21 protein-coding genes are annotated in these 23,424 nt (G+C 29.7%); 6 read left to right on the plus strand and 15 right to left on the minus strand.

Annotation, left to right across the window (positions count from 1 at the left end; genetic code table 11):
* Window positions 1-20: 20 nt before the first annotated feature.
* The 8 genes from groL to trmB all read right to left on the minus strand — a co-directional run bounded on the left by groL (window position 21) and on the right by trmB (window position 7,866).
* Window positions 21-1,655, minus strand: coding sequence for a chaperonin GroEL (groL, locus tag Spiro2_RS12030; protein ID WP_338636084.1), 1,635 nt, complete (start codon window positions 1,653-1,655; stop codon window positions 21-23).
* Window positions 1,656-1,704: 49 nt separating this feature from the next.
* Window positions 1,705-1,992, minus strand: coding sequence for a co-chaperone GroES (gene groES, locus Spiro2_RS12035; RefSeq protein WP_338636085.1), 288 nt, complete (start codon window positions 1,990-1,992; stop codon window positions 1,705-1,707).
* A 247-nt stretch (window positions 1,993-2,239) separates the two neighbouring features.
* A complete protein-coding gene (locus Spiro2_RS12040; RefSeq protein WP_338636086.1) occupies window positions 2,240-2,740 on the minus strand; it encodes a deoxycytidylate deaminase in 501 nt (166 codons plus the stop codon).
* Window positions 2,737-4,353, minus strand: coding sequence for a methylmalonyl-CoA mutase family protein (locus tag Spiro2_RS12045; protein WP_338636087.1), 1,617 nt, complete (start codon window positions 4,351-4,353; stop codon window positions 2,737-2,739). The genes Spiro2_RS12040 and Spiro2_RS12045 overlap by 4 nt, the downstream gene beginning before the upstream one ends.
* 8 nt (window positions 4,354-4,361) lie before the next feature.
* Window positions 4,362-5,120, minus strand: coding sequence for a hypothetical protein (locus Spiro2_RS12050; protein WP_338636088.1), 759 nt, complete (start codon window positions 5,118-5,120; stop codon window positions 4,362-4,364).
* A 1-nt stretch (window position 5,121) separates the two neighbouring features.
* Complete coding sequence (gene queG / locus Spiro2_RS12055; RefSeq protein WP_338636089.1) at window positions 5,122-6,255, minus strand: tRNA epoxyqueuosine(34) reductase QueG; 1,134 nt, start codon at window positions 6,253-6,255, stop codon at window positions 5,122-5,124.
* A gap of 1 nt (window position 6,256) precedes the next feature.
* Window positions 6,257-7,168 (minus strand): cation diffusion facilitator family transporter, encoded by a 912-nt coding sequence (locus Spiro2_RS12060; RefSeq protein WP_338636091.1) that lies wholly within the window; start codon window positions 7,166-7,168, stop codon window positions 6,257-6,259.
* 5 nt (window positions 7,169-7,173) lie between these two features.
* Window positions 7,174-7,866 carry a tRNA (guanosine(46)-N7)-methyltransferase TrmB gene (trmB, locus tag Spiro2_RS12065; protein ID WP_338636093.1) on the minus strand — a complete coding sequence of 231 codons (693 nt, stop codon included), beginning with the start codon at window positions 7,864-7,866 and terminating at the stop codon, window positions 7,174-7,176.
* A 122-nt stretch (window positions 7,867-7,988) separates the two neighbouring features.
* On the opposite strand from trmB, the gene Spiro2_RS12070 reads away from it, so the two are divergent.
* Window positions 7,989-8,897, plus strand: coding sequence for an OmpA family protein (locus Spiro2_RS12070; RefSeq protein WP_338636094.1), 909 nt, complete (start codon window positions 7,989-7,991; stop codon window positions 8,895-8,897).
* A gap of 1 nt (window position 8,898) precedes the next feature.
* Here the strand turns inward: Spiro2_RS12070 and Spiro2_RS12075 are convergent, their stop codons facing one another.
* Window positions 8,899-9,780 (minus strand): hypothetical protein, encoded by an 882-nt coding sequence (locus Spiro2_RS12075; RefSeq protein WP_338636096.1) that lies wholly within the window; start codon window positions 9,778-9,780, stop codon window positions 8,899-8,901.
* Window positions 9,781-9,928: 148 nt separating this feature from the next.
* Here Spiro2_RS12075 and Spiro2_RS12080 point away from each other — a divergent pair, with 148 nt between their 5' ends.
* Genes Spiro2_RS12080 through Spiro2_RS12100 form a run of 5 tightly spaced genes read left to right on the plus strand, consistent with a single transcriptional unit; the run spans window position 9,929 to window position 16,024 of the window.
* Window positions 9,929-10,681 carry an ABC transporter ATP-binding protein gene (locus Spiro2_RS12080; protein ID WP_338636098.1) on the plus strand — a complete coding sequence of 251 codons (753 nt, stop codon included), beginning with the start codon at window positions 9,929-9,931 and terminating at the stop codon, window positions 10,679-10,681.
* 46 nt (window positions 10,682-10,727) lie between these two features.
* Window positions 10,728-13,535 carry a hypothetical protein gene (locus tag Spiro2_RS12085; RefSeq protein ID WP_338636099.1) on the plus strand — a complete coding sequence of 936 codons (2,808 nt, stop codon included), beginning with the start codon at window positions 10,728-10,730 and terminating at the stop codon, window positions 13,533-13,535.
* A 58-nt stretch (window positions 13,536-13,593) separates the two neighbouring features.
* Window positions 13,594-14,535, plus strand: a complete 942-nt coding sequence (gene asd / locus Spiro2_RS12090; protein ID WP_338636101.1) for an archaetidylserine decarboxylase — start codon at window positions 13,594-13,596, stop codon at window positions 14,533-14,535.
* Complete coding sequence (locus tag Spiro2_RS12095; protein ID WP_338636102.1) at window positions 14,513-15,514, plus strand: GNAT family N-acetyltransferase; 1,002 nt, start codon at window positions 14,513-14,515, stop codon at window positions 15,512-15,514. Before asd ends, Spiro2_RS12095 begins: the two co-directional genes overlap by 23 nt.
* A gap of 42 nt (window positions 15,515-15,556) precedes the next feature.
* Entirely contained in the window at window positions 15,557-16,024 is a 468-nt protein-coding gene (locus Spiro2_RS12100) for an acyl-CoA thioesterase (RefSeq protein WP_338636103.1), read from the plus strand.
* Window positions 16,025-16,032: 8 nt separating this feature from the next.
* Here Spiro2_RS12100 and Spiro2_RS12105 read toward each other — a convergent pair whose 3' ends face one another.
* From Spiro2_RS12105 to Spiro2_RS12130, 6 genes are all read right to left on the minus strand, one after another.
* Complete coding sequence (locus Spiro2_RS12105; RefSeq protein ID WP_338636104.1) at window positions 16,033-17,016, minus strand: hypothetical protein; 984 nt, start codon at window positions 17,014-17,016, stop codon at window positions 16,033-16,035.
* 197 nt (window positions 17,017-17,213) lie between these two features.
* Complete coding sequence (locus Spiro2_RS12110; RefSeq protein ID WP_338636106.1) at window positions 17,214-17,798, minus strand: hypothetical protein; 585 nt, start codon at window positions 17,796-17,798, stop codon at window positions 17,214-17,216.
* 37 nt (window positions 17,799-17,835) lie between these two features.
* A complete protein-coding gene (locus tag Spiro2_RS12115; RefSeq protein ID WP_338636108.1) occupies window positions 17,836-19,710 on the minus strand; it encodes a S8 family serine peptidase in 1,875 nt (624 codons plus the stop codon).
* Window positions 19,711-19,751: 41 nt separating this feature from the next.
* Window positions 19,752-20,465, minus strand: coding sequence for a hypothetical protein (locus Spiro2_RS12120; protein WP_338636110.1), 714 nt, complete (start codon window positions 20,463-20,465; stop codon window positions 19,752-19,754).
* Window positions 20,466-20,518: 53 nt separating this feature from the next.
* A complete protein-coding gene (locus Spiro2_RS12125; protein ID WP_338636112.1) occupies window positions 20,519-22,486 on the minus strand; it encodes a S8 family serine peptidase in 1,968 nt (655 codons plus the stop codon).
* A gap of 312 nt (window positions 22,487-22,798) precedes the next feature.
* Window positions 22,799-23,419: a 5-formyltetrahydrofolate cyclo-ligase gene (locus Spiro2_RS12130; RefSeq protein ID WP_338636113.1), complete on the minus strand. Its 621-nt coding sequence runs from the start codon at window positions 23,417-23,419 to the stop codon at window positions 22,799-22,801.
* Between the last annotated feature and the right edge of the window lie 5 nt (window positions 23,420-23,424).

Here is a 23,424-nt window from a genome sequence, read left to right on the forward strand (position 1 = left end):
TTACCATGTTTGGCTAAAAATTACATCATTCCAGGATATCCGCCGCCCATTGAAGGAGCCGCTTTTTCTTCTTTTGGACGCTCAGCAATCATGCACTCAGTAGTTAGTAATAATGATGCAACAGATGCAGCATTTTGCAATGCAGAACGAGTTACTTTAGTTGGATCAAGAATCCCTTCTGCAAACATATCAACAAAGCATTCTTTTTTAGCATCAAAACCTTCACTAGCCTTGTTGCTTTCTACAACTTTATTTAAAATTACAGAAGGTTCATGCCCGCCGTTTGCAACAATTTGGCGAAGGGGTTCTTCTGCTGCACGCGCAATAATATCTATTCCAAAGCGTTCTTCAGAAGAGACTTTTTCACGGAGAGTGCTGAGTACTTTTTTAGAACGAATAAGAGCAACGCCACCGCCAGGAACAATGCCTTCTTCCACAGCAGCACGGGTCGCATGAAGAGCATCATCAACACGAGCTTTCTTTTCTTTCATTTCAGATTCTGTTGCAGCACCAACACGAATTACAGCAACACCACCAGATAATTTAGCAAGACGCTCTTGAAGTTTTTCACGATCGTATTCTGAAGTTGTATCTTCAATTTGCTTATTAATTTGCTTAATACGAGCTTCGATCTTTTTGCCTTCACCGTGTCCATCAATAATTGTTGTATTATCTTTGTCACAGCGAATTCTTTTCGCAAGTCCCAATTGTTCAATAGTTGCCGAGTCAAGTTTCATTCCTTGCTCTTCAGAAATAACTGTAGCACCAGTTAAAATAGCAATATCTTCAAGCATATCTCTACGGCGATCACCAAAACCAGGTGCTTTAACAGCAACAATCTTTAAATTAGCACGCAAACGATTGAGAACAAGTGCTGCAAGCGCCTCGCCTTCAACATCTTCTGCTATAATCAATAGAGGCTTTCCAGTGCGAACAACTTTTTCTAGAATTGGCACAAGATCTTTCAAAGAAGATAATTTCTTATCAAAAATAAGAACATATGCATCTTCGTAATTAACTTCCATTTTTTCAGGTTCATTCACAAAGTAATTTGAAAGATACCCGCGATCAAATTGCATCCCTTTAACAACGTCTAAAGTTGTTTTCATTCCTTTAGCTTCTTCAATTTGAATAACGCCTTGTTTACCAACTTCCTTCATTGCATCTGCAATAAAATCACCGATTTCATAGTCAGAATTTGCAGAAATTGCTGCAACATTTTTAATCTCTTCGTGACTAGAAATTGGTTTACTAATTTTTTTAAGTTCAGAAATAATTTCATTTACAGCTTTATCAATACCACGCTTTAAATCCATAGGATTGTGGCCCGCTGCAACAAGTTTAACGCCTTCGCGATAAATTGCTTGAGCAAGAACAGTGGCTGTCGTTGTGCCATCACCTGCAACATCAGAAGTTTTAGAAGCAACTTCTTTTACCATTTGAGCGCCCAAATTTTCAAATTTATCTTCAAGCTCAATTTCTTTTGCAACAGTAACACCATCTTTAGTAACTGTTGGCGCACCAAAAGACTTATCAATCGCAACATTGCGACCTTTTGGTCCCATAGTTACTTTAACAGCATCAGCAAGAGTATTTACGCCCTCTAATATTTTTTTACGAGCATCTTCGCCAAAATTAATCATTTTAACTGACATGTATTTCTCCTAAATATAATAAATTTTAACTTACTTTTTAAAATTTATATCAACCAATTACACCAAGAATTTCTTCTTCACGCAGGATAAGATGCTCTTCGCCATCAATTTTAACTTCAGTCCCGCTGTATTTACTGAATAAAATGCGATCACCAACTTTAACATCAATTGCGCGAACTTTTCCATCCGCTAACACCTTGCCGTTACCAACTGCCACAACCATTGCTTCCGCAGGTTTTTCTTTGGCATTATCTGGTATTAAGATACCCCCAGCTGTTTTAGTTTCTTCTGCAACACGTTTTACTAAAATACGATCGGAAAGTGGACGAATTTTCATATAAACCTCCTAAAGAGTGGAATTCACACACATGTAAAAAACTGAAATAGGCAAAATAAAAACGTACCTAAATCCTTATGTTGAAAGTAACCAGCATAAAGAATGTGTCAAGGAACTTTTTTTAGAGCTTTTAAACATTAAATTTTTTGTGAAAAGAAAAGAGAAACAAGGGATCTGCCAAACAAAATAAGGCAAGCTTATAATTTTATACTAGTAAAACTATACCCATTTCATTCGGTCGCATCGGCTAATCCGGCACATGCTTAGTTGCAACCCCACAAGAATTCAAGAAATTCATGACAAACAAATAATCATCATTGTTATAAGAATTCTTAAATACTACATTTTTAATCCCAGCAGTAATAATAGCTTTTGCACAATCACGACAAGGGCTAAATGTACAATAAAGTGTACTTCCCCTTAAATCTTGACGAGATGCAGCAATCGCATTGACTTCAGCGTGTACCATAAAAGGATACTTATCTGGACGCAAGTTAGGCAAACTGAGATCGTCGCTACCTGGTGGAAACCCATTATAACCTGTCGCCATAATTCTTTTATTTTCATCTGCGATCACAACTCCAACTTGAGTTTCACCATCATGACTTCTCTTTGCGACCGCTGCTGCAATCTCTAAAAAATACTGATCCCAAGTTGGTCTATTTATTGGAGCACGATTTGCATAATTCACACTAATAACCGGAAACATTTTACGCGCTTCTTTTAACTCCTTACAATTTGAACTCATAGTATAATATTTTCCTTATATTCCCCAAATACTTCTCTTAAAACATTACAAATTTCGCCTACACTTGCATAAACCTTAACTGCCTTAATTATTTGAGGCATTATATTTTCTTTAGTTTCTGCAATTTTTTTTAAATCTTCAAGAACTTCTTTAACAACCAGATTATCTCTAGTCTGCTTAATTTTTTTTACAAAATTTACTTGATTAACTTCCACAGAATTTTCAATCTTTAAAAGACCAGATAATTCTGGCTCTTCTATCTCAAACTGATTAACCCCAACAATCACTCTTTTTTTGGCTTCAATATCTTGTTGGTAAGAATATGCGGATTTTTGAATAACAGCCTGAACATATCCCACTTCAATTGCCTTAATCATTCCTCCAATAGAATCAATTTTATTTATAATCTCAAAAATTTCTTTTTCAATTCGATTGGTCGTTTCTTCTATATAATAACTTCCAGCCAAAGGATTGACTGTTTCTGCAACTCCGCTTTCATAAGCAATAATTTGCTGAGTTCGCAGAGCAACTCTAGCTGATTCTTCTGTAGGGAGTGCAAGAGCCTCATCCCTACTATTAGTATGTAAACTTTGCGTCCCCCCAAGCACAGCAGCAAGAGCTTGAATAGTTACTCTTACAATGTTGTTATCAGGCTGTTGCGCTGTTAACGTTGAACCAGCAGTCTGAGTATGAAATCGTAACATCAAACTTTTTGGATCTTTCGCGCCAAAACGGTTTTTCATTATTTTGGCCCATGCACGCCTTGCAGCTCTAAACTTACTCACTTCTTCTAACAGGTCTGTGAAACTATTAAAAAAAAATGATAATCTAGGAGCAAACTCATCAATATTTAACCCAGATTTCATTGCCGCGTCCACATAGGCAATTCCATTGGCTAACGTAAAACCTACTTCTTCAGAAGCAGTACTTCCTGCTTCACGTATATGATATCCACTAATAGAAATGGTATTCCATTGCGGAACATGTTCCTTACAAAAAGAAAAGATATCGGTTATAATTCTCATAGAATGAACAGGCGGAAAAATATAAGTCCCACGAGCGATGTACTCTTTTAAGATATCATTTTGAATTGTACCCCTTAGGCTTTTTGCAGAGATACCTCTTTTTTCGGCAGCTGCAATATAAAAAGCCAACAACACCGCCGCAGAAGCATTGATGGTCATTGATGTGGAAATTTTATCAAGAGGTATACCATCTAAAAGAACTTCCATATCTGCAAGAGTGTCTATTGCAACTCCTACTTTTCCTACCTCTCCAGCTGCTTGTGGACTATCTGAGTCGTATCCAATTTGGGTAGGCAAATCAAAAGCGACACTCAAACCAGTTTGACCCTGGTTCAATAAATATTTATATCTTTTATTACTTTCTTCTGCAGTTGCAAAACCTGCATATTGCCGCATAGTCCAAAAATGACTTCTATACATTTTTTCATGAATACCTCTTGTAAAGGGATATTCTCCAGGAAAACCAATATTTTCCGAAAATTGTATTTCATTTCTTGCATTATTAGGATAATATAATTCATCAACTATATAATTAGAAGCTGTTGTAAATTCTTTTTTACGAACGATTTCTTTTTTAATTGACGACATTTTTTACCTCATTTTTCAATACGTCCAGGAAAGTTTTTCCAGAATTCATTATTAAAAACTTTATCAATTAAATCTTCCCACTCAGGAAAAGATTTTTTGTCTTGAGGATTAGTTAAGGTTAATGAAACATTATTTCCCCAAACTAATTTCCCATTATTTGTATCCACCAATAAAACAGAAAAGTCTCCCGTAATTTGGTAAGATCCATCTTTGACATCTGCTTGAATATTATTTATAAAGGCTAACAAAGCAGAATCTGCATTAATAATTTGACTAGAAAGAAGATTTAAGTTATCAAGCCAACGTTTTTCTGGAGCTAAACAGTAACTATAAAATTCTAAAAATGATTTTCTAAGTACACACGAGGATGTAATTTTAGTTCTAATACTAGCTTCATCAGAGAAAAATCTAGCAGATACTAGTTTTATCGAATTACTAAGATCATCTATAATATTGGGTGATTTATTTCCAATAAATTTGCTAACAGCACTAAAAGAATGTCCATTAATATTAGGCTGTCCCTTGAATGACAGAATAATTTTATTTTCTATTTTAGAAGCCAATTGATGAGTATTTAAAATTGCAAGATCAATAGAAGAGTTTTTTGAAGGATCAGGTATAATAAAAACAGGTACAGCAATTATTGAAGCTGGATTTATAGCTTCATACCCAGTTTGAATTCCTGAGGGCAATGTATTTGAACTCTGGCAAGACATACTTAAAATTATAATAACAAGAAAATGTATTATTACTTTTTTGAGAAACATTTCATTTATCCTTAGAAACTTTTAATTCTCTAATTTGTTTTACAGTTCTTGAAATAATCTCATAAGAAGAAAACTCAAGCTTATTTAATACTTCGTTTATATCTGGACTAGAAGTAGCATGCAAATGATATAAGGCATTTCTAACCAAACCTTCATATTTAGCTCTTGTCGCTGCTGTTCCTCCAAACCACTTTTCGTATTGTGACATATCCATTAAAGCAATATCTTTAACATCAATTGTTAAAAAAGGCTTATGAAAATTAGAAAACTCATTTAAAATTTTAAAGTCAGAGGTTACAAAATTATATGGACAAACCTCTTGGCAGATATCACAGCCATAAATTGTATTTGAGAAAAAGGGAATATACTCTTCTGATACAAGATTTCTATGCTCAATAGTTAAGTATGATAAGCATCGATTTGCATCTAAATAGTAGGGTTTTTTAAATGCTTGGGTAGGGCATGAATCAAGGCATTTTTGACAATCACCACAATCCAAAGACAAAATTCTATTGCTTAAATCTTCTGATTTATATTTAAGCAGTTCAATAGGAGCTGTTGTTAAAAGAGTTGCAACAAAAAAAAAGCTGCCCATTCCTGGTCTAATTAACATAGTATTTTTACCAACAAATCCAATTCCAGATTCTCTTGCGTAAGCTCTATCAAAAAATGGTACAGAATCAACAACAGCACGAAAACTATACTTATCATTAAAATAATTATTTATATCATTTGAAATATTATTTAAATATTTTTTTATTACCTTATGATAATCTTTACCAAATACATAACGAGAAATTAACTTTTTAGAAATAATAGAATTTTCGTTAAAAACAAACTTTAAATTATCTGAATCTATTTTACCTTTACCTCTTACTCGATGACCAGCCGAATAAGGAAACAAAAATATAATTGCATTTTTTACATTTTTTAAAATTAAATTAGGATCTTTTCTAACTTCAATATTATTTTTTAAAAAATCCATTTCAGCATTTGCGTTGTCATTAAGCCATTTTTCAAAAGCAGGTAAGTCTTTTTTAATAATATGATTATGCTCATTTTCAAAAGAAAAGATGCTAAAAACTTCAACATTATATTTATTAATTAATTTTGTAATTTCATTATTTAATTTCATTTTATATAGCACTATCTGGATCGGCGTGAACAATGACGTCACTATCAAATTCACGAGTTAATATTTCTTCAATATTTTCTATAACCTCATGAACCTCAGAAAACAAAAGAGACACAGGTAAAGTGACATGAAAATCAAAAAAATACTTATGACCTATTTTTCTTCCTCTAAACCTATGAACGTCAATAATTCTAGGATCAATTTCTTTAATTTTTTTTAATACTTTAATTTTAATATCTTCGGATATATCATGATCCATCAGTTCATTAATACTTGTTTTTATTAATCCAAATGCTCCATATATAATATATAAAGCAAATAAAAATGCAATAATAGGATCCAAAACTGGATTTTCACTTATTAATACCAATAAAATAGCAAACCCACTAGATATATTTGTAATAAAATCTACTCTATAATGCTCAGAATCAGCAAGTAAAGCGGGGCTATTTAGCTTATCTCCATTCCGTTTTAACATTTTTGTTACAAAAATACTAACAAGTGCTGCAAATAAAAAGAATACTAATATTCTCCAATCCGTATGATTTTTTAAAATATTATGTCCAGAGTAATGATCGTATATTTGACTAAAACTTGAAGCTATTATACCAATTGCACCACCAATTATTAAACAACCTTGACCTAAAGCTGCAATGCTTTCTGCTCGTCCATGTCCATAAGGGTGATTGCTATCTGCATCTAGCCTTGAAAATTTAACAATTTTTCTGTTAACAAGACTGACTATCATATCAATTGTGCTATCCCAAGCTGATAATGCAACAATTAAAGATCCTGTAATAAAGTAAAGTGTTAATTTTCCTAATGCTAAAATAGCTGCACAAATTGCTGCCGTTAAAGCTGCTTTTTGTGCGATTTTAGAATTTAGCAAATTATCAATACGCTCATTATTCATATCAATTAAACCCTGCTTTTAAGATATATACTTTGAAAAAAAGGCACTCCTTTTTGAGTAAATATTTTTTGAAACGCAGTTTCGTAAGGGCCTCCTAAAATTAAACTTGGTTGTAATGTATTATTCAATTCTTGCTCAAACCCCAAATTTAATAATAATTTATTTGTCTCTTCAAAGTATAATTTATGATCAGTTTTAAACCATAGAAAACCATTAGTAGTGAGCTTTTTTAAAAGATTTTCAATAAATTGACTAGAAAGCAATCTATTTTTTTCGTGCTTATCTTTTGGCCAAGGGTCTGGAAAGAAAATACAAACACCATGCAACGATTGATCTGGAATAATTTCGGTAAATAACATTCTTGCATCACATATAGCAATCTTAGCGTTTGGTATATTAAAATTTTTAAGCTTTTTAGCTGCTTTTACAACTCTTTTATATGTAATATCAATTCCTAAAATATTTAAATGAGGGTTTTGCTGAGCAATCTCAAGCACATTTTTTCCCATATAACATCCAATTTCTAAAACCAATGGACGACTGCTATTTGCAAAAATTGAAGATTTTTCTTTAAGTTCTTGAGCAGTATACAAATATTCGTCTAAATTTAAAACTTCATTTAGATAAGGGTTACTATGTCTCTCAGGAGCCTTACCTCCTTTTCTAAGGTTATCTATAATTGTTCCAACTTTCTTCATTCCACAAATCTTTCCTACAAATACAAGAAATTGACAAGAGGCATTGATGTCTAGCCTAGCTTCTGCAGGTTGCCGAAAAGAGAAGACAGAATCAAGTATAAATTGGAGAAACTGCTAATACAATGATTTACAAATGTGCAAAATTCATAATAATAATTTTAAGTTTTTCATTATATATTCAATGCTTTGCATATACTGCAGCAAATTCTGTTGTGTATTTAAATATACCAAAATTATATATTAATAACTTCTCTCATAAAACTTATTCTGAAGAAAATTGCTACTCAAGAGGCGCTGATGAAGTCAAAACAATAAAAATAAATTATTCGCAACGAACAGATAATCCAAATGAATACAAAGTGGGATGGAATTATCAAATAGAAACAGAATTAGCACATTATTTAAAACCAACACTAGGTGGAGAAGTACAAATCATGAGGTGTTTACCTCCTGGTAAATGGGTTTTTCTTGGTAAAGGAAATGTAGAAAATTTAAATGGCAACAATGTAGAAGCAAGAATTTATGGAATTGATACCAAATCCATAGAATCAGATAAAACATTTAATCACCTTGTAGAAACAAAAAATTTATATTGGAGGCCAATGGTTGGTGACATCGTGTTTCCATTACAAAAAGTAATAAATAAAAAAATCGCAATTAGCCCTAAAATAGAACTCGCATCTGAAGAAATTTTTATTAGCTCTGAATTAAATCAATTTTCTTACGAAATATCAAAACAAGGTGAAGAACTTTTAAAAGAAATATTTGAAATATTTAAAAACAAAAGAGGTAGATTAATAATTGAAGGATATGTGCTAACATCAGGCAATCGAGAAGATTTAAGAATTGAAAGTTTAATGAGAGCACAAGCTGTATTAAAATTTCTAGCAAACACTTTTGAATTAGACCAAACGCAAATTATTGCTGTGGGATACGGTAATGATTGGTTTAAGCCAGGAATGCAACGTTTAAAAACTTGGCCCAAAAAGAACATAATAAGCGGTATAACAATTAAAATGCTTTATGAGTAATTTATCTCATTTTTTTTATTACATCATTGCTGCTAATAAAACCGACTTGAGGAATTCCAATTGCTTGCTGAACGGATAACTCCTTAATGCCACCATAATTATCTGCTTTCTTTTGTATTTCAAGATTAAAATCTTTAATTACATATAACTGACACTTAGAAAGAAAAAAAATACTATCATGAAATGATACAATTTTATTTTCTAAATTTTTACATAATACTTTTTTAGGAGGAAGATTTTTTTTAATTTCAGATTCAGAGACTACAAAAATACTTTCATCATTCTTTTTCTCAACAATAATTGGCTTACCATTTGGAAAAATTGATAGTGCTCTTGGGTTTAAAGAAAAAATGGGGTTACTTTTTTTTGAAAAATAAAATAAATCCTTTTCATTATTAAAAATTCTTTTTTTGCAATTTTGGATATAATAATAATTAAAATTATTTGAGGTTACAATATTGTTATTATATTTTTCACAAAGACTTGCTAAATCAAATTCAGAATCGTCATTAAAATCTTTATCATAATCAAAATAAGTATAATCTTTGGATAACTGCATTTTAGCATACAAATCAGGAGGCAAATTAATAACCTCTTTTTTATGAATTTGGACTAACTTATTTGAAACTTCTGGATCTGTAATTTTCATTAGTTTACAGTTTTTAACAAAAAAAATTGCATCAATATATGAAACAATTTTTTTATTTAATATTTTACAAGCTTGATCAGGTGTTTTGATATTAAGTAACATTTTTTCAACTTTGCTTAATTTATGACTAACTTCTCCATCTATTGCAGACGCATAATCAAAAATAATCATAGATAAAAACATTAAAATAATCTTAATATAATAATTAAAATAACTACAAAAAATACTTCTCATTTTACACTCAAATCTGTTTAATAATGAAAACAATAGTTTTTAAAAAATTGCTAAACCTTAATATTTAAGAAATACTTAAACTTAAACAATTAATTGCAATATTTTAACTCTTAACATAATATTTGCCATGATGCCCTAAGGAGGCAATATGGAAAGCTCAAATATCATTTCTCTTCAAAACATAAAAGTTGAATTTGTAAAAAATCAACCCGTCCTTCAAAACTTTAATTTAAACCTTAATAAGGGAGAAACGTTAGCGATTCTCGGACCTGGAGGTTCGGGAAAAACAACTATAATTAAAGTTATATTAGGAATTGTAAAACCGCAATTAGGAAATGTGTCTATTTTTAGAAAAAATATTAATTTTTTAAATTATAATGAAAAAACAACGCTCTTTAAAAAAATAGGTACAGCATTTCAGCAAGGAGCATTGTTTGATTTCATGACAGTAAGAGAAAATATACTTTTTGCTTTAGAAAATATGACAAATTTTAATAAAAAGGAACAAGAAGAACGAGTTATAGCATATTTAGATCAAGTTTCTCTTCTTAAATCTGCAAATAAATCTCCTGGAGAATTATCAGGAGGAATGAAAAGAAGAGTTGGGGTCATTCGTGCTTTAGTGACAGACCCTGAACTTGTTTTACTCGACGAACCCACTGCAGGACTCGATCCAGTTACAACAACTGTTATAATTGATATGATTCATTCAATTGCAAAAAATACAGGTACTACAATAATAAGTGTCACTTCTAATTTAGATTTTGCATTTCGTTTCTCTAGCAAAGTTGCTATACTAAAGGATGGTCAAATTATTGGTCAAGGAACAAAAGATGAGCTTCTTGGCTTAGATAATGAATGGATTTCAAAATTCTTGACAATTAGAAAAAATAATTTTTAACTTTAAGTTGTATTTTAATTTACTTACTTACTATGACAGAAAAAATATGAAAAAAAATAATGAATATATTTTATGCACAGGAATTAAAACTCATAATTTAAAAAACATTGATGTTAAAATTCCTTTAAAAAAATGGATTAGTATTACTGGTGTATCTGGAAGTGGTAAAAGCAGTTTTGCATTTGATACACTGTACTCAGAATCTCAGCGAAGGTTTATTGAAACTCTTGGCACTTATGAGCGCCAATTTTTGCAAGGCTTACCTCAGGGGGAGTTTGATAAAATTGATAATTTACCTGCAGCAATTGCACTAAAGCAAACTAATAGAACAGGAGACCCTAGAAGTGTAATTGCAACATCTGCCGATTTGGCTGAACCTCTAAAAACATTATTTATTTCACTAATGGAACCATCATGCGCAAATTGCGGAAGCCCAGTTATCAGCAATCACTCGTCAGAATTATACAATTTTTTATGTAACCACAAAAAACAAAAACAAAATAAAACTTTTATAGTATCTGTACCGTATAAAATCGTTGATAATAATAAAGTTGAAAATCTAACTATTGAGGGCTATACAAGATTACTAATTGAAGATGAAATTCACTCAATTGAAGAACTTTACAATAATAAAAATAAATTTAAATTTCCTTTAGAATGCGAAATTATTCTTGATAGAATTAACTCTTTAACAGATGACGACGAAATTTTAAATAGAGTTGAAACAATATGGTCTCAAGTTAAATTTTCTCCTAAGTTTACATTTATCAAAATATGCGAACTTGTTAATTCTAAAAAAATATTAAATGATGAAATAACTTTATATGTTCAACCTTTTTGCAAGAAATGCAATCAAAATACAAGCATTATTCAATCAAATGATTTAGATTGGCAATCTGCACTTGGAGCATGTAAAAAATGCAATGGACTCGGTAATATCCCTATTCTTGACGAAGCAAAAATAATACCAAATCCAAATCTATCATTAAAAAATTGTGCAATTAAACCTTGGAGCTCTGATACTTTTTCATGGATAAATACAGAACTTTTAAATCAATGCAAGAAAAGAAATATTAATATTAATACCTCTTATTCTTTATTGAGCGATGAAAATAAAAATTTAATTTGGAATGGTGAGAATAGTTTAAAAAAACAAAAAAATGAGTTTATTTCCATAAATTCATTTTTTGAAACATTAGAACAGGAAAGATATAAAAGCACCTCAAGGATTTTGCTTGCAAAATATAGAAAATACATCACCTGCCCAGAATGCCATGGAGCTCGCTTAGGAAAGTCTGGTAGAAATGCTATATGTAATAACAAAACTTATCATGAAATATTTCAACTAGAAATAAAAGATACTCTTACTTGGCTGCAAAGTCTTGAAGTCGAAAAAAAATTTCACAAAAGACTCAACTCTATCTCAGAAATTTATAAAGAAACTTTTAATAAATTAAATCTTTTAAATAAACTAGGTTTAGGTTCTGCCCAACTATTTAGACGTTGTAAAACCCTCTCAGGCGGTGAATATCAACGAGTGCTACTAACAAGAGTTATTGGAAATGGACTTACAGATGCTCTTTATATACTTGATGAACCAAGTGTTGGCCTAGGCAAAACTGAAATTCCAGCCTTAGTTTCTTGCATTAAAGAGCTAAGAGATTTAGGTAACACAGTTATTATTGTTGATCACGATAAAGATCTCGTAATCGAATCAGACATTATTATTGAATTTGGTCCAGAAGGCGGTGAAAATGGTGGGAAGATTATTCCATTAGTTCACAACATACCTCAATCATTTATTACAAAATTTAGCTCTTCCAAAGATAAAAAATTTAAAAAAGATGATATTGAAAAAAGTCGTTTTTTTGCAAAAGAAAAATCACTATTTATTAAAAATTTTTCTGCATTATATTTTAATAAAGTAGATATAGAAATTGCAACAGAAAAGTTAAATGTTATAACAGGGTCAAGTGGCTCAGGAAAATCTACTTTAATTAGATATGGCATTGAAGCTGCAATTGAAAAATACAAAGAATATAATACTCATAATAATGAAAATTTTGATATCGATTCAAAAATAGGTTTATGGGATAATTTTGAGTTTCCTAAAGATTTTTTTCAATTTACAGAATTAATTAGCGTTGAACAAAAAGCGTTACATCGAACTTCAACAAGTGTTCCTGCTACAGTATTAGGAATAATGGATGCACTTAGAAAATATTTTGCATTAAGTAACGAATCAAAAAAATTAGGTTTTAGCTCCTCAGATTTTTCGTTTAATGGAGCAGGAGGTTGCAATACTTGTAATGGAAAAGGCGTCATTCAGGAAGATTTATTTTTTCTTGGAGAAGTTGAAAAAATATGTCCCGACTGTAATGGGAAGCGGTATAGAAATGATGTTCTTAAGGTAAAATGGCTCGGTAGAAATATTTATACTTGGCTAACTACAAGTTTACATGAATGTTTAGAATTGCTTTTAAAATATCCTGAATTTCAAAAACCACTTAATTTGGCATGTGAACTTGGACTAGGGCATATTCCTCTTGGATTTACCACAACTTCTATGTCTGGGGGAGAAGCACAAAGACTAAGAATAGCAGCCGCCTTAGCCAAATCTAGTAAAAAGCTATTTTGTATTCTTGACGAACCAACTCGTGGTCTATCAGAAAAAGACATTGAAAGACTAATTAGCTCATTATTGCTACGATGCAAAGATGGTCATACATTTGTCATTGCTGAGCATCATGAAATGTTTCAAGCATTTTCAGACCATTTAATAAGATTAGGACCAGGAAGCGGATCAAATGGAAGTAAAATAGTTTCAAGGGCATTTACTGTTAGTAATTTGTAAGGCATAGATAACATAGGTTATTTAACCTAAAAGAAAATTATTTAGGGATAAAAATATAATGTTTAAATCGATATTAGGTAGTACAACAAAGCAAATTAAAGTTGTAAAACGAGAAAGTGGCGAGAAATTTATTGAAAAAGTATACGGCGAAGACGCAATGAAAATTTTTTATGGCAATGCAACAGCAACAGCATTTACTGAAAAATTTTTAACAAACAAATGGATTAGCAATATTTATGGTGCCTATAATGATTCAGGAGCAAGTAAACACAAAATTGAAGAATTTGTTAATTTAATGGGTATTAACGTATCAGAATGTGAAAAAGATATATCTGAATACAATTCTTTTAATGATTTTTTTGCAAGAAAGTTACAACCAAGATCGAGACCCATTAATAGATCACAAAACTCAATTATATCTCCTGGAGACGGTCGTCTATTAGTTTATCCAAAAATCAACGAAACAACTATCTCTAATATTAAATGGGCACCAATTAAGTTAATTGATTTATTTAATGGAAATGAAAGTTTAACTGAGCGATTTAAAAATGGTTCTTGTGGAATATTAAGACTTTGTCCGTCTGATTATCATAGATTTCATTTTCCAATTTCAGGTAAAGCAGGCATTACAAAAACCATTCCAGGATTACTGCATTCTGTAAATCCCTATGCGCTAGAACAAAAAATACCTGTATACTGCTTAAATAAAAGAACGATCTGTGAGTTAGATTCTGACATGTTTGGGAAAGTATTAATAATCGAAGTTGGGGCTTTATTTGTTGGAACTATTGTACAAACCTATAGGCCAAATATGCAAGTTGAAAAGGGTGACGAAAAAGGATTTTTTAAATTTGGTGGTAGTACATGTATTTTCTTTTTTGAAAATGGGGTGATGTCTTTTGATGATGATATAATTAAATGCTCTCAAGAAGGTTTTGAATCTTTGGTACAAATGGGAGAACAAATAGGATCATTAAATGAAGGGAAAAACAATAACTAATAAAGATAAAGTGGCAGAATATTTTCGGGATTTTAATGTTTCAATTGACGAAATCAAATTGCTGACTGATATTTGTTTTCAAAAAAAAGATTATATTCAAAACTTTCCTCAAGTTTTTGATATACAAAATAAGGAATATTTATTTTGTATTAAACACCAAAATAAGCTTGCATCATTTTGTTCACTTTATCCATATTCATTTAGTTTTAATAACACAAGGCTCAGCGCTTACTGTATTGGAAGTGTCTGCACTCATCCAAAAATGAGAAATCTTGGCCTAGCACAATTTGCTTTAAATCTAGCCGAAGAAAAAGCTAAAGAAAACTCGGCGGATTTTGTTTTTTTATTTGCTGATAATCAAAAATTATATTCTTATTTAAACTATAAATACGCAGGGCAAATGTTTCTAGCCCCAATTGGAAGCTATCATTCAGGAAAAAAAAATCTTAATTCATTAATTGATACAATTAAGAATATAGAAAATAAGTATTGCATAAGCGATTATTCTTTTATGTATTTTAAAAATATTTCAGAGATTAATTTTCAAGAAAAATCTAGCATATGGAGATTTATTGTTAAAAACGCCCCAAGAAGCGAAACAATATTATCTTTTTTAGAATTTTTAAGCATAGTAAAAATTAAAAACATGTCAGTTTATATACTTTGTAAAGAAAATAAAATTGTTTCATTGTGTTTTTTAGACAAAGGAGATGACTTTCAAAATGTTATTCACTCTCCGTATTTTATAAAAACAGAATTTATAGTAATTTTACTTTATAATATTTTAGCAACTTTACAAAATAATAATTTGATTTTCTTTCCAGGATCAAATCAAAATGAGTTTAAAGATATATTTGATTTTTTAAAAACTCCTTCGCTGTCAATTAAATCACTCGATGAAAAAAAATTTCCTACAAATGAATTAATTAACTTATGTACTAAAAATTCACTATTCGTCAGTAGTTTACAGGGAACTTAGAAATCAATTATAATATAATTAATTTCAATAAAGGATCCTAAAATGCAAAATTCAATAGACAGCGAAACAACTACTGTCATGACCGTTCTAATGACTCCTGATATGGCAAATTTTTCTGGAAAAGTTCATGGTGGTCATATTTTAAAATTACTAGATCAAGTTGCATATGTATGTGCATCTCGGTATTCAGGAAGTTATGTTGTAACTCTTTCTGTAGATCAAGTTTTTTTTCGCAATCCAATTCATGTTGGCGAGTTAGTTACTTTTTTTGCGAGTATAAACTACACTGGCAAGTCATCAATGGAGGTAGGAATTAGAGTTATAGCAGAAAATACGAAAACACGAAAATTTACTCATGTGCTATCAAGTTATATTACTATGGTAGCAGTTGATGAAAACTCAAAAGCAATTAAAGTTCCAGATTTAGTAATTACAACAGAAAAGCAAAAAGAACGCTATAGCGCCGCTCAACAAAGAAGGGCGCTACGGGAGCAAAATTGGACAAAATGAAAGTAATATTATTCTAGAGATAAGGATAAAGTAATAATTTGATAAACATTTCCAATTGGCGATTCATGTTCATTAACAAATATTATTTTTGCATCTAATTTATCACTTTTTTCTAATTTATTAGGAAATTGAGCATAATGAGCAATATATTTCAAAGGAATACTAACTTCATTTTTTCCTAACTCAGAATTAATAATCTGATAACTATTATTTGTTTTCGCAGCGTTAATTAAAGCATTTACTTTATCATCACTTGAAGTATCCTCATTACCAGGAACAATAATGTAAAATTTGCTTGGCACATTTTTACTCTCAAAAATTAAATCACCATCATATAAAACATTATTTGAGGAACCTTTTATTGGTAATAAATTTTTTTCTTTTAGTTTATAATCAGGCTGAAATATATTTAATAATTTCAAACTAGGCATCATTACATTAACTGAGTCTTCTTGAATGTTTAATTTCGCATGAATATCATTTTTGTTAAGATTTTTTTCAAAAATACTCACACTAATAGTGGGCTCACTACTTAAGTCTAGTGGACTAATTTTTGCCAAAACATAAAATTTTTTCTCGCTTGAAAACACAAATTCAATTGGTTTATCTTGATAACTTTCACCGATAAAGTCAGATTCACCATTAATTATATAATTTTCAACTTCTTTGTCATTTTTAACTTGAATTTTACTAAATTTAATTTTACAATTTTTATCATCTTTTAAAAAAACTAAATTTCCGCTGTTTTTGGATAAATTCCATTCGCTATTATCAACTTTTCCAAAACACCCATAATATTTACCTATTATATTTAAAGAATTATCATCAATTTTACTATCGCCAATATTGTCTTTACTTAATTTTGCGCTAAAAGTAACTGTATCAATAATATCTGACCGATTATTAGAACTAGATGAAGTTCTATTTCCACACCCAAAAAATAAATAACTTGTCCCAATTAATATTGGAAATATCTTTTTAAAATTAGGCATAACACTCCTTATATTTATTAAAAATATTACTAAATTACCATTAAATAATAATCAATTAAACAACAACTCAGAACATCATAAAAAAACGCAACAAAAGCAAATGTTTTTGCACTATGTAATCTAAATTATAAAAATATAAAATACATAGTTAGCACTTATATAATTACAAAATTAAAGATAAATAGATTACCAATTATTTATAAGGTTTCTTGAAAATTTTCTAAAACCTCAATTATAAATTCCTCAACATTTTTATTAAATTTGACTTTTTTAATTGATTCTTCGATTTTAATTTTATTAGGTAATGCCAAAATATAATAACCTAATTCCGGATATTTTTTTATAATTTCAAATGAAGAATCATTAAACTCCAAATTATTTTTCATTTTAACAATTATAGATCCGCTAAGAATACCAAAACTTTCTGTATTTTCATTAAATACAACTTGATTTTGATACCGTGGCTTCTGCTCAAACTTAGGAAAATTATAAATAATAAATGACTCTGTTACAATTACCTTACTTGCTCTATGCTCTTTCATTAATGTTTTACTGTTATTATCGTCATTAAAACTTGCCTTTAACTCTGGATAAAGTGTATAAATAGCCTGTCCTTGCTTAAAACTCTCTCCACGTGCAAATTTACTTGCAATTTCTTTATGATTATAAATTATCAATTTTTCGGTTTTATTGGACTTAGAACTAGAAGAAAATGATTTTTCCTTACTTAAAATCGAAAAGCTAATTATGAATAATAAGAACAATGTTTTATTAATTAACATATAAGCTCTCCTATAAGCCACAATAAATTATATTTTACTAATGACCAGAAACTTTAAGTTTCCATTGTTTAAACTTTAGATTTTTTTTATGAATTCCTGTGTTAATAACATTAAGTTTCCATATACCATAACTTTTTTCTCCATAAAAAGCATTTGATAACATTTGCATATCATCTAAATTGCCATTAGATGTAAAAGCATTTCCAGCATGCCAAATTATATTTTTAGTTCCTTGAGGCGATATTAATTCTAATGAAACATCTCCAATATATTGACTTTCAATACTAACTCTAATCTGAATAGACTCAATATTGAGTGATTCATTTTTTGGAATATGTATTTCAGTTTGAAAAAATCCAAAATTACTAGACAAATTGACTTCACTAGTATTAGAAATCCAATTTTTTTCAATAAATTGGGGAAATCTAAAGTTATAATTTTTAGCAAATTCAACCGCCTTCTCAACATCAATGACTCCAAAGCCATACCAATTTGAAAAAGTAAAACCTGCTTTATTAGTTATCCATCCTTGATCTAATAAATATTCTAAATTATCGTTTACTTTAATTTTAATACCTTTAAAATTTGAGTCAACCTTTTTTGCGGTTTTTGCAAGTATATATTTTATATCTCGCCAGCTCAAAATAGGATTTTTTTCTAATATAAGTGCAACACTGCCAGAAACAATTGGCGCTGCAGCCGATGAGCCATTCATTGAATTTGTATAATCACATTTAGAATTTTCATTAACTTCACATGCATTAAATGAATTTCCAACATCAAATATTTCATCAGGATCTTTGTAAGTAATTCTTCTGCTATAACCGTTTCTTTGTCCACTCACATCAGTAGTTACAATTGCTGGCTCACCTATAGATTTTTTTTGGTTAGACCAAATTATATCTTCATCGTTTTGTTGATATAATTTTTCTACCCACATTTTATCAACTCCAAATTCTCCGCCAGGAGCAGAAATCCAAAGTGATGAACCTGTAGTTGAATACGACGATTTTATTCCTTTAGCATTAACAGCTCCGACAGTAATAACTTCATACAAGGTATTTTCATAGTTCATGTTTGAATTTTGACATGAAACTTCAAGCCGGTTAGCGATAGTACAAGAATCAAGATAATTACCTAAATTTGAAAACCCATTCCCAGAAGCTTTTATATAAATTGCACCTCTTTTATTTCTTAAAAATTGGGTTCCATATTTTATTGCAGATTGAGCAGATTTAATTGATGATGAACTGTATTCAATTTGCCTTATATTTTTAAGTCCATAACTCATATTGAAAATATCATTTCCTTTTGAAGCTTCTGACAAGCCTAAAGAGTCAAGAAAATTTTGGAAAGTTTGCAAGCTATGATTAATAACATTATAACCAGCAAGATTCACTCGAGGAGCAACACCTGTACCTCCAAAACCCAAATTACTGCGCATACCAATTATTCCCGCTACCATTGTTCCATGATCTGATTTTGCAGTTTGCAAAGGAGATGGATCATTTGAAGCATAAGATCCAAGCCTAAAATTTAATGACCAAGTTTTTGATTTTTTTGGTCGATTATCAATATTCGGCAATAACGATGGATGACCAATTTGCAAACCAGAGTCAATGACTCCTACATAAATACCTTTTCCACTTAAACATTCTTCCTTTAAGACAGAGTAAATATTGATATCCTCACCAATAACTCCTCCCTCTGATGAAAAAGCAGTTTGACCAATATTTTTTAAATGCCATTGATATTTTGAGAGTGGATTTTTTTCATAATCATCAATATTTGTGCAATAATTATCTAGTAAAAATATTTTATTTTTATCATTTACCAATACATTTTTATCTTTTTCTGTACAAGAAATTAAAATAAAAAGTTTAAATAACAAAAAATTTAAAATCTTGTGCATTGTAAAACCTTAATTAATTAAAAAAATAATTAATTAAAAAATTATCTTTGTGATTTAAAGTTTTCTAGAACTTCTACATTTACAGATGATGAAAAATCTGCCGAAATTTGATCATGTTTTTGAATTTTATCCCTAAGATCTTCGAGAGCCTTTCCTAGTTTTACATTTTTTGGAATATTTATTAAGTATAACCCCATATTTTGATATTCTCTTACTAATTTATAAGAAGAATCAAGAGGAGGTAAAGTTTTATCAGGACTAATTTTAATTACAATATTACCAGTTAGAACTCCAAATTTTCTAGAAGAATTATTAAAAGCAGTTTTATATTCTGAATTTTTAATATTTCTAGTAGGTGGATTAGCTAAAAAATCATTATTATCAGAATTTGGTTCTGTAATTCTATTTAAATCAGTTTGCTTATGATAAATTTTAAAAATTCCTTTGTCTAATAAAATTTTATTTGTATAAGAATAAATATTCTCAGAATTATAAAATTTTAGTTTTTTATTTCTATTAGAAAAACCACTTTGATTTGAGTTTTCTGTTTTCTCAACTCTAGCAACAATTCCTTGATATAAAGTATAATTTACTCCACCCTGAGTAAAAGTATCTTCAACAATTAGTTCTCTAACTTGATCTTCTACTATTTTTTTTTCATCAAGCTTTTTACTTTCTTCAGCGAATATTTTAAAATTATAAAAAAACATAATAGCAATAAATGATGTTAATATACTAAATAATCTTGAACTCATTATTCACCTCAATAATTTTTATGTTTTAAAATTAAAAAAATAATCTATTTAAATTAAATTGAACTTTTAGATCCTGAAAACTGAATTCTAGCTCCTTTAAATTTAACACTATTTGAATTAAATCCACTATTTATGACTTTTAAACTCCACAAACCAGCAGCATTTTCGCCATAGAAAGCGTTACTTTGCAAAGGCATATTTATTAAACTCTCACTAAATGAAAACGCATTTCCTATATTCCAGATAATACTCTTTGTGCCAGTTGGAGAAGTCAACTCAAAACCGACATCACCTATAAAATCACTTTCTACAGTAACTTCAACTCTAACTGATTCTATTTTAATATTATTCTCTTCTGAAATTTGCTGAAATTCATGCGTATAACCTAAAGATCCTGGTTGCACATCTACAGGATCAATTTCTCCATTAACCGGATGCCATGGTAGTTCAATGTATTCTCCTAAATTTACATCATAATTTTTAGCTAATTTTACAGCATTTTCAACATTAACTCGACCAAAACCATACCAATTGGAAAAGTTAAACCCAGCTGAGTTAGTAACCCATCCATCTTCTGCTTGATACTCTTCATCATTATAAATTTTAACCTTTATACCTTCAAAATATGGATCAACTTTTGTTGCCGTTTTTGCTAATATATATTTAACATCTCTCCAAGTTAAATCTGGATTTGCTTCTAAAATTAATGCTATACTTCCAGATACTACAGGCGTTGCAGATGAAGTTCCATTCATTGAGTTTGTATAATTAAATTTTGAATTCAAATTTACTCCATTACTATCTAAAACTTGTCCACCATTAAATGCGTTTCTAATTCTAAAAATTTCATTTAATTTTAATTTGGGATCCATATAATTTGTTACTTCATAACTGATTAACTTACTCAAACCAAATTTTGAACCTGCAACATCTGTTGTAATTATTGCTGGTTCCCCTAAAGTTGGTCGAAGTTTTTCCCAATTAATTGTATGACCAAATCTTGCAAAATGCTCATTTAACCAATCTTTATCAAATCCAAATTCTCCTCCAGGAGCACTAATCCACAATGAAGAACCGGTTGTAGAATAGCTCGTCTTTTTACCCTTAGCATTTAATGCACCAACGGTTATCACTTCGGGAAGGGTATTATCAATATTCATGTTTGAATTTTGACAGGAAAGATTGAGATTTTGTGCCATCATACACGCCATAGTAGATTCAGGATCATCACTTATCTTACTAAATCCATTGCCTGAAGCTTTAACATAAATTGCACCTTTTCCATTTCTTAAATTTCTTGTGCCATAACGATAAACTGTTGTTGAAGCCAAAACAATTGGATCGTCTAAAGGTATTTGGCGTATATTACTATCACCATAACTCATATTAAAAATATCATTTTCTTTTGAAGCATCAGAACCGCCAAGTGAATCAACAAAGTTTTGAAAAATTTGAACACCAAGTTCGTTATTTATAATATTATACCCAGCCAATTTTGCTCTTGGAGCAATGCCAGAACCTCCAAATCCCATGTTACTTCTCATTGCAATAATGCCACCAACCATTGTGCCATGATCATCGTCATCATCAGGAATTGGAGAAGGATCATTATGTAATAACTGATTATCTCTAAAATTAATTGATTTTGTTCTATTATTATTTACTATATTAGGAACTAATGATGGATGCGTTAACTGCAAACCTGAATCGACTACAGCAACATGAATTCCAAAACCACTTAAGCATTCATTCTTTAAAACATTTTCAACATTTATATCCTCATCAGGGACGCCTGGCTCTGACGCAAAAGAACTTTGACCTGTATTTTTTAAATGCCATTGATATACAGCTAGTGGATTTTTTGTATTATCGTTGATATCTGTACAAAAAATTGGTTCTTCGTTTATTACAGCATGGGGCAAAATTTTTGATTCAATTACTGAACTGTCTTTTCTGTTGCATGAGTAAAAAAACACAGAAGAAAGCAACATTATCGAAGAAATATTTTTTGTACAATACATAAAATTCCTCATCTTACATATAAAAATTATATAAATTATTAATGTTTACTAATTTAAAATTTAGCAAATGAGAATTATGTTTGTCAATATTTACGACTTTTACAATTTAACAGTATTAATTTATTGACTATTAAAAAATTTCCTTATTAATATAACAAAATAAGAAAAGTAAATAAAATTATAGAATTTTATAAAATATAAATATACAATTTTAAATTAATTTAAAAATTGATTTTATATAAAATATTAACTTTTTAAAAAAAACGAATTAAAAATACATATAACATAAAATCTTAAAATTAAGTTATTAAATTACCAAACAATTAAATCAATTTTTTGATCATGATCTTCGAAGGGTATTTCATCTAAAACAAAATCATTAGAAGGTAGGCAAAGTATTGATGTAACATGATTTTTCATTTTACTTAAAAAAATATCATAATACCCTCCTCCATATCCAAGTCTATAACCATCTTGAGAGGCTGCCAAACCAGGCAAAAAACATATCAATTTAGGCATATCAAATGAATAATCAAAACACATATCTTCTGGTAATTCAAAAATACCAATGCTATTTTTTATTAAATTATCTAAATTTTTTCCTAGCTTAAACCACTTGAGATTTTTATTTTCAGAAATTTTAGGAAAAATCCAATTTTCATCCGCTAAGGATGCAATATCTAACTCACACCTAATAGGGAAAAAACAAGCTATATTTATTTTATTATTTTCTTGTAATTTTTTTAATTTTGTTACATCTAAATTAAGTAATTCCAAAGATCTAAAGAACTGTCTTGTTCCCCAATCTTGGTGATGAGTTTTTTGATAAAGAATTTTTCTTTCTTGAGTAAGTAATTTTCTTAAATACTTCTTTCTTTCATAAACTGGCTTAGTTAGCTGTTCTTCGCCTAATAGCTGATTTAATTTTCTCATTAATG

The sequence above is a fragment of the Spirobacillus cienkowskii genome (assembly GCF_037081835.1).
Classification (GTDB): Bacteria; Bdellovibrionota_B; Oligoflexia; order Silvanigrellales; family Silvanigrellaceae; genus Silvanigrella; species Silvanigrella cienkowskii.

Bases quoted from the DNA above. Each gene is read 5' to 3' on its own strand.
- queG (WP_338636089.1), bottom strand. From the start codon at position 6,255: ATGAAATTAAATAATGAAATTACAAAATTAATTAATAAATATAATGTT.
- asd (WP_338636101.1), top strand. From the start codon at position 13,594: ATGTTTAAATCGATATTAGGTAGTACAACAAAGCAAATTAAAGTTGTA.
- Spiro2_RS12060 (WP_338636091.1), bottom strand. From the start codon at position 7,168: ATGAATAATGAGCGTATTGATAATTTGCTAAATTCTAAAATCGCACAA.
- Spiro2_RS12110 (WP_338636106.1), bottom strand. From the start codon at position 17,798: ATGTTAATTAATAAAACATTGTTCTTATTATTCATAATTAGCTTTTCG.
- Spiro2_RS12120 (WP_338636110.1), bottom strand. From the start codon at position 20,465: ATGAGTTCAAGATTATTTAGTATATTAACATCATTTATTGCTATTATG.
- Spiro2_RS12085 (WP_338636099.1), top strand. From the start codon at position 10,728: ATGAAAAAAAATAATGAATATATTTTATGCACAGGAATTAAAACTCAT.
- Spiro2_RS12105 (WP_338636104.1), bottom strand. From the start codon at position 17,016: ATGCCTAATTTTAAAAAGATATTTCCAATATTAATTGGGACAAGTTAT.
- Spiro2_RS12100 (WP_338636103.1), top strand. From the start codon at position 15,557: ATGCAAAATTCAATAGACAGCGAAACAACTACTGTCATGACCGTTCTA.
- Spiro2_RS12050 (WP_338636088.1), bottom strand. From the start codon at position 5,120: ATGTTTCTCAAAAAAGTAATAATACATTTTCTTGTTATTATAATTTTA.
- Spiro2_RS12075 (WP_338636096.1), bottom strand. From the start codon at position 9,780: ATGAGAAGTATTTTTTGTAGTTATTTTAATTATTATATTAAGATTATT.
- Spiro2_RS12045 (WP_338636087.1), bottom strand. From the start codon at position 4,353: ATGTCGTCAATTAAAAAAGAAATCGTTCGTAAAAAAGAATTTACAACA.
- Spiro2_RS12095 (WP_338636102.1), top strand. From the start codon at position 14,513: ATGAAGGGAAAAACAATAACTAATAAAGATAAAGTGGCAGAATATTTT.
- groES (WP_338636085.1), bottom strand. From the start codon at position 1,992: ATGAAAATTCGTCCACTTTCCGATCGTATTTTAGTAAAACGTGTTGCA.
- Spiro2_RS12080 (WP_338636098.1), top strand. From the start codon at position 9,929: ATGGAAAGCTCAAATATCATTTCTCTTCAAAACATAAAAGTTGAATTT.
- Spiro2_RS12130 (WP_338636113.1), bottom strand. From the start codon at position 23,419: ATGAGAAAATTAAATCAGCTATTAGGCGAAGAACAGCTAACTAAGCCA.
- trmB (WP_338636093.1), bottom strand. From the start codon at position 7,866: ATGAAGAAAGTTGGAACAATTATAGATAACCTTAGAAAAGGAGGTAAG.
- Spiro2_RS12040 (WP_338636086.1), bottom strand. From the start codon at position 2,740: ATGAGTTCAAATTGTAAGGAGTTAAAAGAAGCGCGTAAAATGTTTCCG.
- groL (WP_338636084.1), bottom strand. From the start codon at position 1,655: ATGTCAGTTAAAATGATTAATTTTGGCGAAGATGCTCGTAAAAAAATA.
- Spiro2_RS12125 (WP_338636112.1), bottom strand. From the start codon at position 22,486: ATGTATTGTACAAAAAATATTTCTTCGATAATGTTGCTTTCTTCTGTG.
- Spiro2_RS12115 (WP_338636108.1), bottom strand. From the start codon at position 19,710: ATGCACAAGATTTTAAATTTTTTGTTATTTAAACTTTTTATTTTAATT.
- Spiro2_RS12070 (WP_338636094.1), top strand. From the start codon at position 7,989: ATGATTTACAAATGTGCAAAATTCATAATAATAATTTTAAGTTTTTCA.